Here is a 12,607-nt window from a genome sequence, read left to right as displayed (position 1 = left end):
TCTGAGAAAAAAGAAGCAGCCTAGCCGTTAAGCTAGACTGTAGAAGCCCAGTGATCAGAGCGAAGCGATGTCGCTGGGTAGTTCACTTTGAGGTTGCTCAGCTTTTCGTAGCTCTATCTCTTTTTTGATCTCAAGCTCTTTAAGCTCAACATCACGCTGGTGAGTGGCTTGAATTGCTTTTTGTTCATCGCTCTTTCTATTCTGCAGTCGCTTTTCAAGTTCATCGAATGCAACAGACACTTTCTCTTCTACTGTTTTAGCACGCAAAGACTGTATTGCTCGGTTATATTCTTCATAAGGCATTTTTACAAGAACATATGCATTTGCTACTCCATCAACATTATACAATTCACGCTTTACTCTCTGCGCACCGGCAACACTAACTTCTTCGACAATTGAATCAATAAGCATATTAATTTGAGTCTCAAGGTTTGAATCTAGAGTCTGGTTTTCATATGAACGCTCTTGGCCAGAGATAAGCTGTTTAAAGCTCTTTGCTACATCAAATTTAGCTCTGAGCTCGGCTGCTTTTAATGCAAAAGGAGGTTTGTTTGATGAACCGAATCCAACGCCAAATACACCTGTTGAGTCAGATTGTGGTACATCTAAGTACCAATCTGGAATACTATTAATGAGTTGGTCCATTTTCTCGGTTTTTTTATCAACTTGCTTTTGGTGAGCAACTTCTATCTGTTCAATTTTTTCATGAATACCGTTACTAGAACATGCTGAAACTGTTAGTACAGTGATCGCGATTAATAGGTGACGTTTTAAAGTTTTCATGCATTTCTCCAAATTTGAATTTCAAAAGTAACGATACAGGATGTTTAAAAACGCGCATTTTTAAAAAAACTTAAATTTGATTAACCAGCAGGACAGTATTTAAGATCCGTATAACCCCCAAATTTGTGAGGGTTATTGAAGAAACTAAAGGATTTTTGCATGAACAAATTCGCCATATTGTTTGGGTTGTCATTTATTTTGCCCAGTAAAGTAATCGCTGTAACTGGTGGAGGAGATCAAGGCGGCCCAGCATATGAAAGTTGGCAAGGGTTGATTATTAAAGATGAAAATCGTTGCTATCCTGAGGTTAAGTTGCAGGCTTGACCATTCCGAGAGCGCTATTTGCTCCCTTACCTTTTCTAGATAGTAAAAACTAACATCTAAACAAATGATGACCTGAGTGTGGCCAACTGAAAACTATTTTAATTTTAAGAGCTGTTAATTTCGTTACTTTTACATTATACAAGTTTATCTTTAGTTTAGGGTGTATTTACATTTACGCATATCTACAGCTTTGTCCTTTCTAGCCATACTTCTCATTCTAAATATTTAATGACTTTGTTTTCTTAGTTGAAATATAGATTAACTTCAGACCTTATTTCTTTCGTCAAACCATCAACAGGATCTACTTACATCGTTATTTAAATATAAAATATATTGTATACAATGATAATTATATGTTACAAAAGTGTTTCTCTTTCCGGGTTGGATAGAGAAAACAATAATTATCAAAGGTAAATTATGAAAATTAAAACATTAATTCTGGCGCTACCTATACTTGGAGCAAGCTCTTTAGCTCAATCAGCTAACCTGCAAGAGCGCTTGTTTACACCAAAAAATGCAGAAATTGAGCGCACACATCATCACGGTGTAGATCACCAACATAATGAAAAAGCCCCTATAGCTGAGTTGCAAAAGCAGCCGCAACAACTTAATCAATTTATGATGCGCAGCCAAGCCGCCGTTGTCAGTTGTGATTTAGCTGCGATGGCAAGTGCAAGCACTAGTACAATTATCACTGAACTTAAAAGCCAAGGTACTAGTTGTATTAATGAACTTTTTAGTGCGCCATCTTCTATTCAGAGTCAGGTTTATAGTTCAGATAACATGTATGCCGTTGCAAATCATGCTAAGTCACTCTCACAGACTTATGCTGGTGGTGGAGATGTTGATTTAGAAGCGCTGTTTTTATATTTGCGTGCGGGTTTTTATGTTGAGTTTTATAATGCTGACGTGAATTTTAGCTCTTGGGTACAACCTGCAGTAGTTGATGCTATAGATGCATTTGTAAACAATAGCCACTTTTATGATGATAATGATGGACACGGTAAAACACTTGCTGAAGTTATCATAACTATGGATAGTGCTGAGCAGCAGCATCGTTACTTAAACGTAGTAAAGCAGTGGTTAACGCGCTTCAATGAGAGTTATGCTGCAAAATGGAATATGCGCAGTGCTGTTAATGGTATTTTCACGCTACTTTATCGTGGCCAGTGGAATGATGCATTTGTAACCGCTATCGGCACTGATACTGACTTAGTTGCTAAGCTAAGCGCATTTACTCAAAAGCAGTGGATGATAGACTCAGATGCACAATACTTGATTGTTAACGCTGCCAGTGAACTAGCTCGTTTAAAACAATATTCAGGCACGCCAATACAAGAAAGTGTTGATACTGGTTTGAAAGCTATTTTTAGCACCTATAACAGTTTTGGTTATGGTGATGCAGTATGGCTTGCAGCAGCTGATTCTGTAAGTTATTACGCAGATTGTAATGACTACGGTATTTGTGGCTTTGTTGATGAACTAACTCAACAAGTGTTGTCACAAAATTATAGCTGTAGTAGTACTATAAAAATTCGCTCGCAAAATATGACGGCTATTCAACATGCAGCAGCATGTGATGCTATGGGCGCTGAAGAAGGGCTTTTTCATAATAAGCTAGCCACAAATAACACCCCTGTTGCTGATGACAACAATAACTTTTTACAAGTAAATATATTTGACAGTAGTGACGATTATAGCAAGTACGCAGGTGCTATCTTTGGTATAAATACTAACAATGGTGGTATGTATTTAGAAGGTGACCCATCTGTAGCTGGCAACCAAGCTAATTTTATAGCTTATGAAGCAAGTTATGCCAATGCAGAGCACTATGTATGGAACTTAGAGCACGAGTATGTTCACTATTTAGATGGCCGTTTCGACTTATATGGTGACTTTAACGCACCCACAGAAGATATTGTCTGGTGGTCAGAGGGGGTTGCAGAGTATGTTGCTAATTTAAATAACAACGATGCTGCAAAAGCCACTATTAGTGATGGCTCGCGCTATACACTAGCGCAAATTTTTGACACCACCTATGATGGATTTGATCAAGATCGAATTTATCGCTGGGGTTACTTAGCTGTTCGCTTTATGTTTGAACGTCACAACAACGAACTTGATGCTATGTTGGCTCATACCCGCACTGGTAATTGGAGTGCCTATAAATCAAAAACTGTAGAGTGGGCCAATAATTATGAGAATGAATTTGTACAGTGGTGCGATGACTTAGTTGCAGGTACGAGCACTAATACCCCACCAATAGCACAAATTAATGGCCCATATTCTGGCATGCAAAATAACAGTATAAGCTTCACGAGTAATGGTAGTAATGATAGCGATGGTAGTATCGCTAGTTATCAATGGAACTTTGGCGATGGTAGCAGTTCAAATCTGGCAAATCCTACTCATAGTTACACAAGTGCAGGAGAATACACCATAACATTAACTGTGGTTGATAATGAAGGTGCAAGCCAAACTGTCACTACAGTAGCAACTATCGAAGCTGACAGTAGTGTTGATGATGGTGTGCTATTGAATAGCCAGCCAATTAACATCAGTGGCGCTCAAGATGAATTTTTATATTTCACTTTTGATGTTCCTTCAGGCGCCAGCGACCTTATGTTTAATTTAACTGGTGGTACAGGTGATGCGGATTTATATGTAAGTTTTGAAGTAGCACCGAGTGAAGCTATATATGATTGTCGCCCTTACATTGGTGGTAACGAAGAGTCGTGTACTATTAATCCTGCACAAGTAGGCCGATACCATGTGATGGTTAGAGGTTATAATGCATTTGATAACGTTCAGTTAACAGCATCATTTACCCAAGTGACTTCTAACGTGCCAGATGTGTGTGCTAGTCAAGGCAGCCGAAGCAGTGGCCGCTTAAATGATGGCGAAGTAATTTGTCTAGGTAATAGCGATCCTATGTGGTTTAGCATTGCAGATGTTCAAGGCCAAAATGGTATTGCCATCACCACCGCTAATGGTAGTGGTGATTTAAGTCTAAGCTACGCTGCAAGTGGTTGGCCAAATGGTAACAATGAAGTGGCTGAGTCAAATAATAGCGGAAATGGAGAGTGTATTTATATTTCAGGCCAGAGTGAATACTGGGGCTACCTAAAAGTAGCAGGTAATAGCACTGGTGCAAGCTTAGTCGTCGACTTTAACAGTCAAGGGTGTCCTTAGTTAATATATAAACTTAAAGCGTGATCTCACGTACTTTATATAATGGAGTCATCAGTTTTCTGGTGGCTCTTTTTTTATAAAGAAACAAATGCAAAGGTTCATTTATTCAAAGTCAAAACCCCCTTTATCTTTTTTCTGGTGTTTTAAACTAACTATAAATTGAACTACTTGGATGTAAAGTTGATAAATAAACATTCAATTGTACTTACGTTGCAAAAGTGTCGATAAAGCTGACAACTTCAATATTGATGAGTGCATTGAAAGGTAATTAAATTAGGGCATAGATGGCTGAGTATGAAGAGAAAGGAAGCAACTCAGTTAACGCTGGACTAAATAATGGTTATCTAAAGAGAAGCTTAAAGCCACTTTCTTGCGAAAGTGGCGTCGTCCTATTGTTAAGCTTAGGACAAAGTAAGCTCTTGAATAAGGCGAATAGGCTCACCATCAACATTTAAAATGGCCTTTACAGAAATCTGTTGTGGTTTGTCAGTTTTTGTTACTTTGAAGGTGTATGTTTTTTGTTCATAAGGTGCTAAATCAACACTTTTCTGTTGAGATTTTGCGGGAGTGGCTTGCTCGAATGATGTCGAGGTTAGAATAATGTCACCAATTGTATCTCCAGAATAAGGCCCAGATAAATTAAGCTCTACTAACCAATAGTCTTCATGCTCTTTCGTTTTAATTACATTAAACTCAACGCCATTAAACGGGGTTACTCGCTTTGAGAGCGTAGATTGGTGCGTTAACGACTTCCATTTGAGAGTTTGCGCAATAGTAACCTTATCAGCATTTATTTCTGTTGGCAGTGAGATATTATGTGTTCCTGAGCTCAAGCTGCGTTTTAGCTGATGAGTTTTGCTTGGCTTATTAGCACTATTTGTGAGTGTCACTTGTGCAGTAATTTCTAAAGGGGAATCAGTTGGATTGACAACTCTTAAAAAAGGCTTCTGTTGGTGATAATAAATATCAGATTTAACCCCGGAAAGTGTACTAAAACCAGCATTATTTAATGTGGCTATATATTGACTTTCTAAGGCCTCTAGTTCAGAACTGGCTTCATCGTGCAGCTCTATAGAGGGTAATTTTGCTAAAATATTACTCAACTCAAGATCGCATTGTGGTATAAACCCCTCGTGTTGCTGGCAGGTTTTAAAAACTCGGTTTAGTAGATCATAATTTTTAAAAAGCCAAGGGTTTGTAAGCGCATTCTCTGCTGTGATAGGCAACAAGCGAGAAGGGGTAGGATTAAATAAGTAAGGGGTGATTTTATGATTGTTATTTTGACCTAACAAGCTGATCTTTTCGCTGTTAAGTGTTGCAATCATTTGCTTATTCAGGGGAATAGAAAATTGTTGGGTTACTTTCTTACTACCACGTTGAGCGTGTAAGTTAATGCTTAATTGTGCTTGCTCGAGCGTTAGGTTTATTGCAAGTTTCTTATCTGCGATTAATGCACTTTTTATCTCAGGTGTCAGGGCTATTTGCTTTGCTTTAAAGTTATCGTAGCTTTGTGCATTTATAATTAAGTGACTGCCATCTTCAATAAGCAGCATCAGCAATTGATCATCACTTGCCTGCTCTTCACCAACAAAAGTACGGCGATATTTTTGGTTTTTTTGGTTACGCTTTCCTTGTAGTGCTATGCCAATTTTTCCTCGATGTAATTGAGCAGCTTCGAACTCGATTAGCGCGGCCACTTGGTGTTTATTTGCCACATCAATGAGCGAACTCGGCTTTGGAGCAGGAAAGTCCATCACTGGGTGATTAGCCGTTGAGGGGGGGGTAATATCTAACCGCGATAATGCCGTCGATTGAGTGTTACGTAGCCAGTAAGCGTTACCGTCTTGCTCCCAAGGGCCCGATACAATATGGAAGCTAGGCTGGATATTCTCTACAAAATCAGCAAAACCTTGTTCTATTTCCGACCAATTTTTAAAAGTACTCTTAAGCAGTGAGTTAGCTGTTGAAAGTGTGGCTTCGCTGTGTGGGTTCGCTAATCTGAGCTCTTCAATAAAGTGAGCAAAGTACTGTGCCCGTTCAGGAGAGCTTAAAAGGTAATGAATTATAAAAAAATTAAGTCCACGTTTTAGTGCTGGATCGTCATTTATTTCTTCAATTGTAGGTTTATTTGCGCTGTAATATTGTTTTAAACCGGTTTCAATGTAATTCATTGGGGCGCGATCAAATACCATGACGGTGAGTTGTTTTTGCTTAGGATCATAAACATGGTGAGCAATCGAATCAGCTAAACCTTCGGTGATCCAATTAGGTGCCCACGTTGAATGGCCGTTTAATGCCATATGAAAAGCATGCATGGTTTCGTGAATAACTATATAACGCTGATGGTGCTCACGGTGGCTGGGGAAATTATATCCGGCACGGTTATAAAACATAGTTTCACCACCGGCCGTTTTATGTACTCCACGTAAAAAACCATCATCAAGCATGGCTTCTCGTACACGGGAGCGACTACTACCATAAACAACTGCAATGCGTTGGCGCTCAATATTTGGGGGAGCCATACCAAATAAAGCAACATAATGTGGATATGCCATTTCAAGTAGCTCTAAGTATAGCGTGACCTTCTCTTTGGGTAGATCACTTTTTAGCGCAAAGTGCTTACTTACCCACCAGTTGTAGCCCCGACTATTTCCTATTTTGCCATCGCTGTATGTATATGGAATTGTTTTTCCTAAAAACTCAATATCGATATTATTGAGTGTGCTGGTATAGCCCTGGACGGTAATGTTTGCTTGCATTTTACTTGGGCCGCTTTTTATGTTGCCGATATCAGGTTTATTATTCGCACTAGTATTAGGCGTGGGCTGACAGGCAGTGAGTAGTAAAGTTAATAATGTGAGAGATATAATTTTTGTCATTTTAGTTGCTTTGCTTGTATATTGTATGCAATATAAAATACTGCGTTTAATTGAAAAAGTAAACTATGAATAATAACCAACAATTACAATCAGCAGCACAGCAGGAAACTGGTAAAAATAAACAAACTTGGCGTAGCTTTGGGTTAGGTTTCTACTTGGCTAATACCATGGAAATTTTTGAGCGTTTAGCTTGGTATGGCTTTTTTGCAGTATCGTCGGTGTATATGACCACACCCATTGAGCAAGGGGGGGTCGGATTTAGTGATGCAGAGCGAGGCGCCGTACAGGGGATAATTCCGTTTTTTTTATACTTATTACCTGTGATCACTGGGGCTTTTGCCGATCGCTATGGCTATAAAAAAATGTTTACATGCTCATTTATTGTGATGGCGCCGAGTTATTACTTTTTGGGTCAAGTGACAGACTTTAATTCGTTCTTTATGATTTTAATGTTAGTCGCTTTTGGTGCATCCTGCTTTAAGCCTGTTGTAGTTGGCACTATAAGTCAAAACACTAACGACAGTAACCGGGGTTTAGGCTTTGGTATTTTTTACACTATGGTTAATTTGGGGGGCTTCATAGGCCCGTTAGTGGCTGGGTATTTACGGACTATTAGTTGGGATGCGGTATTTATTATGTCGGCATCTTGGATAGTTGTTAATTTTATTCCATTGCTCTTTTACCGTGAGTCAAGCAGCAAACTACGTAGCAGCATAGGGGCGGCAGCGGTTTTACAGCAAGCTCAACATGTTTTGGGTAACAGCCGTTTCGCATTGTTACTGTTTACCAGTGTAATTATTTTAATGACGGGGGGAGTTAGCTGGTTAACATATACTCAAGCTTTTTCGCTAATTACGATTTGGTTAGCTGCGAACTGGTTATGGGATAAGTGCGTAAGCGTGCAAAAAGCGTCTAAATGGTATCTACAACCGGTGAGGGTTAGCAACCGTAGTTTTGCACTATATTTAGCAATATTAACGGGGTTTTGGACGGTATATAACCAACTTTTCTATACTCTACCTCTGTTTATACGTGACTATATTGATACTCAAGATTTAGTTGCAATCTTGAGCTACTTTAGTCAATCAGCAGTGGATTTTTTTGCTTATGTTGATATTCAGGCTTTAAGTAACAAACTGCAAACACTGGCTGCTACTCATAGTGTAACACCAGTCAAAGAGGTAAATTTAGAGGCTGTGCGTCTAGAGTTAGTCCACTTAAAAGTTAATGTTCCTGTTGCTGAAATAACGCTATTTTTTAAACAAGCCAGTGCTTCTAGCTTTTCGGCTGAGCAAAGTATGCAATTGGCGCAGCAGTGGCTTAAATACCGACAGGTAAACCCTGAATACCTGATTAATTTAGATTTTGCAGCTATTGTTCTGTTACAAATAATAGTAAGTGTTAAATGCCAGCATTTTAAAGTTATATCTGTCCTAATAAGCGGTTTAATTGTCACAGCAGGTGCTTTTTTAGTGTTGTTATTAATGAGCGCGGGGGTATTACTAAGCCAATTGGGAGGTTTAGTAGTGGTAACGGTTATATTATTAATTGCTTTTGGTGAAATGCTCACCTCTCCAAAAAGCCAAGAGTATGTAGCCAGCATAGCTCCAAAAGGCAGTGCTGCTATGTTTATGGGTTATTACTTTGTATCTATGGCATTAGGCTTTTTATTTGCTGGATTTTTGTCTGGGTGGAGTTATGGTTACCTAGTCAAAGAGATAAAATCCCCCGAAATCATGTGGCTATTATTTGCAGGCATTGCACTAGTTACCGGATTTGGTTTTTATTTATTAGCGCGATACAAAAAGGGCTAAATAAATGATTTTTAAAAATCTGTTTATTTTAATCACCGTGCTTTTAATCAGTCATTGTGAGGCTGCTGCTAGTGAGGTGGTTGATTATAAAAACTTAATAGATAGAACCGGAAGCCCATATTATATGCAGGACTTTGAGCAAGGCGGCCACCAACGTTTTAGCCCTCTTTTTGATCTAGGCGCGTGGCATGGACATTTGCTACCAACAGATGAAAACGTCGGCGCGTTCACCGGGCCTGCTATTGTTACTGAGGAGTATTTAAATTTTATAGCGCCTTATCTAGAAAAGCTGACTGTTTATAAAGGCATGAAAGTCGATGAGGCCAATAAAGTGAAGCTAGCAATGCGGGCTTACAGCGAACCCGGCGCGTTAGTGCAAGAGCTGAGCGGTGATGGGGTAAACATAACGCTTACTTTGCGCTTTGTGACAAATCGCACTTCATTAGTTAAAACACAGATTAAAACCACTGAGCCTGTTACATTACATTTCACAGGAAAGCTTATAAACCATTTACGTGCTAACAATGGCACCGAAAAAGCGGGGCGTTCGCCATTTGTGGTTTATCCGAAATTAACCCCCCGATGGCAAGTCACCAGCAATAGTATTGCGATTAGTTTTGGCAAAGTAAGGGCGCATGGACACCTGCTCACCTCGGGGAGTTCACAGTTATTGCTTAAAAAAACGTTAGCGGTTAAAACACGTCATGACGACCTAAGTTACTCAAGCACAACGCACATAAAAAACAATCGCACATTCTACACAAGCTATTCATATTTATTAAATAATCAAGACGTGGTACGTGAAAGAGAGATTGTTGATGAAATTTTAAAGCAACCCGAACACTATTTATCACGTAGTAAATTACGTTGGCAAGAGTATATAAATAAAGCGACACAGCCAATTAGTAACAAGCAGCCAGCCTTACAAAAACTTGCGGTAAAAAGTGTTGAAACGTTAATTGGAAATTGGCGCAGTAAAGCTGGTGCCGTAGGTTTTGATACCGTTAGTCCTGCCGTGACCGGTCGCTGGTTTTCAGGTAATCAAACTTGGCCTTGGGATAGCTACAAGCAGGCATATGCACTGGTAACATTTAATCCAGAGCTTGCTAAACAAAATTTGAATGCTGTGTTTGAGCATCAAATAACGCCAAACGATGCTGTCAGGCCATGGGATGCTGGATTTATACCTGACTTAGTGGCCTATAATTTTAGTGCAAAACGCGGTGGGGACGGCACAAATTGGAATGAGCGTAATACTAAGCCAAGCTTGGCAGCTTGGGCTGTGTGGCAGGTGTTTGAAAATACAGGCGATACTCAGTGGCTCGCGCACATATACCCTAAACTAGTTGCTTATCGTGGATGGTGGCTACGCAATCGTGATCATAATAAAAACGGTGTGCCAGAGTATGGTGCCACGGTTGATAAAGCCCATAATACTCGTGACGGCAAGTTATTATTTAATGTAAAAACCTCGGCAGGTTGGCGAACAAGAAGTGGCTTAAAAAACTATAGGACTTACCTAAACGATGAAGCAACCTTAGAAATTAAAGTTCCGGCACAAACAGCCGCATCTTGGGAATCTGGTCGTGATGATGCTGCTGTGTTTGGTTTTATAAATAATCAACAGTTAAATCGTTATATAAAAAACGGCGGGATTCGTGGTGACTGGCACGTTGGTTTTGCAGAAAATCGTAATGATACAGGTACATTAGTTGGGTATTCATTATTGCAAGAATCTGTGGATCAAGCCTCTTATATGGCTGCTGATAACCGTTATTTAAGTAAAATAGCGAAGCAGCTTAAGTTACCGCACCAAGCAAGTTACTTTTTAAGGCAAGCCGCTCAGTTAAGGGATTATATCAATCGGTGCATGTTTGATAAAAATACAGGCTTCTACTACGACATTGAAATAGCAGATACCCCCTTAGCGAATGGTTGCGCTGGGAGGACTTTAGTAAAAAGAGGCAAAGGTCCTGAAGGGTGGTCACCGTTGTTTAATCAAGTAGCGAGTATGGAACAGGCCAGTGATGTGGTAAAAACAATGCTTGATAACAATGAGTTTAATACTTACGTTCCGCTTGGCAGTGCTGCGCTGACTAATCCGGCTTTCGGTGCGGATATATATTGGCGTGGACGAGTATGGCTTGATCAAGCTTACTTTGGGTTAGTAGGTATGAGTCATTACGGTTATTGCAAACAAGCTCAGCAATTAAGTGAAAAGCTATTAAATCATGCCAATGGTTTGCTTTCTAATGCGCCAATACGTGAGAATTATAATCCGCTTAATGGTGAGCAACAAGGAGCGCCTAACTTTTCATGGAGCGCAGCACACTTATTACTAATTGCTCAAAAGCAAGGTAAATGGTGCCAATAATTGGCACTGTTTAATTCAGTTCACCAGACTAATCACACTATGGCATAAATTAATCACCACTGCTTAAGCTTCACAAATTACAAGAGAATTAACACAAATAGAATATTGTATACAATATTCTATTTGTGTTAATATTTATAGGAGTTACCTTTAAGCACAGGAAATATGATGAAAACAACGAACACAGATTGGCGCTTTTCAGTTATGCCGGCCGTATTCACATGGCTAAAAGAGTCTGAATCTGGATCATTTGAAATAGACTTTGATACAACAAAGAAATACGCTGCAGAAATTTTAAAAGTACAAGGGAAAGGCGGTAGTAGAATGGGGGGGCTTGTTGGCTCAGGCACATTAGGTGAAAATAGTTATCTAAGTGTTGATCAGCGTCTTTCTTTACTTGAAGCTCTTTCTGATGTTGCAAAAGAATACGGTGTGCCACTGATCAGTGGTGCTGCGGCAGAAACGAAAGAAGAAATAGCTGAAATTGTAAAGCAACTTGCATCTGTTGGCGTAGATACTGTCATGGTTATGCCACCAAAAACCAAAGAAGCACCTAGTGATGAAGATATGTATGCATATTATGCGCTTTGTGCAACAGCCGCTAAAGAGGCTGGCATTACAATTATGCCTTATAACAACCCAGATGCAGCTGGCTACCATGCGCTCTCAACCGAGCTTCTTAAAAAACTTGCTGCGCTTCCTGAAGTAACTGCGTTAAAAATATCGACGTCAGATGTTTCAATCATTGAGACGATAATGCTAGAAAACAAAGATGCAAAAATTTTGGCAGGTGTAGACACTGTCACTGTGCATGCCGGACTAGCAGGAGCATGTGGCGGGATCACAGGTGTAGGTTGTATCTTTCCAAAAGCGAGTGTGACGATGCAGGAGTATGTAAATAAAGGGGAATGGGCTGAGGCTAACAAAATTTCTCAGGCTATGAATTCCATCTCTTACTTGGATGCTCAACCGCTACTTATGGAGTACCTTAAGTGCGCATTTGGAATTCATCATGACGATAAGGATGGTGGACTTCGTACTTTCGGTAATAAATTAACTCAACAGCAAATTGATGACGTTCGTGCAAGATACCTTATAGCACGAGAGAGGCTTAAAGCTTTGGACTTGTTAGGCTAATTCGTTGTCTAGTTCTGTGAACTACTCGCGCCTAAAGGCATCGAGCTTCCAAGATAATAGCCTAAGCTACTAACCTTTCTTTTTTGACGCTTCGTTGGACACCG

The 12,607-nt window shown here is 39.7% G+C and carries 7 protein-coding genes; 5 read left to right on the top strand and 2 right to left on the bottom strand.

The window, feature by feature from the left end; all coding sequences use genetic code 11:
- Positions 1-54 precede the first annotated feature (54 nt).
- On the bottom strand, positions 55-783 hold the full coding sequence (locus AN394_RS20085; RefSeq protein ID WP_055022383.1) for a hypothetical protein: 729 nt from the start codon (positions 781-783) through the stop codon (positions 55-57).
- A gap of 159 nt (positions 784-942) precedes the next feature.
- Between AN394_RS20085 and AN394_RS22075 the strand changes: the two genes are divergently transcribed.
- Both AN394_RS22075 and AN394_RS20080 read left to right on the top strand, forming a co-directional pair.
- Positions 943-1,107, top strand: coding sequence for a hypothetical protein (locus AN394_RS22075; protein WP_155950875.1), 165 nt, complete (start codon positions 943-945; stop codon positions 1,105-1,107).
- A 417-nt stretch (positions 1,108-1,524) separates the two neighbouring features.
- Positions 1,525-4,299, top strand: coding sequence for a collagenase (locus tag AN394_RS20080; protein WP_036973843.1), 2,775 nt, complete (start codon positions 1,525-1,527; stop codon positions 4,297-4,299).
- A gap of 401 nt (positions 4,300-4,700) precedes the next feature.
- On the opposite strand, the gene AN394_RS20075 is transcribed toward AN394_RS20080, so the two are convergent.
- The gene (locus AN394_RS20075) at positions 4,701-7,178 is read right to left on the bottom strand and encodes a hypothetical protein (RefSeq protein WP_051501958.1); all 2,478 of its coding nucleotides are present in this window, start codon (positions 7,176-7,178) and stop codon (positions 4,701-4,703) included.
- Positions 7,179-7,243: 65 nt separating this feature from the next.
- Here AN394_RS20075 and AN394_RS20070 point away from each other — a divergent pair, with 65 nt between their 5' ends.
- The 3 genes from AN394_RS20070 (at position 7,244) to AN394_RS20060 (ending at position 12,503) form a co-directional block, all read left to right on the top strand.
- The gene (locus AN394_RS20070; protein ID WP_036973845.1) at positions 7,244-8,992 is read left to right on the top strand and encodes an MFS transporter; all 1,749 of its coding nucleotides are present in this window, start codon (positions 7,244-7,246) and stop codon (positions 8,990-8,992) included.
- Positions 8,993-8,996: 4 nt separating this feature from the next.
- The gene (gene ygjK, locus AN394_RS20065) at positions 8,997-11,366 is read left to right on the top strand and encodes an alpha-glucosidase (protein ID WP_036973846.1); all 2,370 of its coding nucleotides are present in this window, start codon (positions 8,997-8,999) and stop codon (positions 11,364-11,366) included.
- A 168-nt stretch (positions 11,367-11,534) separates the two neighbouring features.
- The gene (locus AN394_RS20060; protein WP_036973847.1) at positions 11,535-12,503 is read left to right on the top strand and encodes a dihydrodipicolinate synthase family protein; all 969 of its coding nucleotides are present in this window, start codon (positions 11,535-11,537) and stop codon (positions 12,501-12,503) included.
- Positions 12,504-12,607 lie beyond the last annotated feature (104 nt).

It is taken from the genome of Pseudoalteromonas sp. P1-26 (assembly GCF_001401795.1).
GTDB lineage: Bacteria > Pseudomonadota > Gammaproteobacteria > Enterobacterales > Alteromonadaceae > Pseudoalteromonas.
Note: the sequence above shows the minus strand (reverse complement) of the source record. Positions and strands in the feature narration are given on the sequence as shown.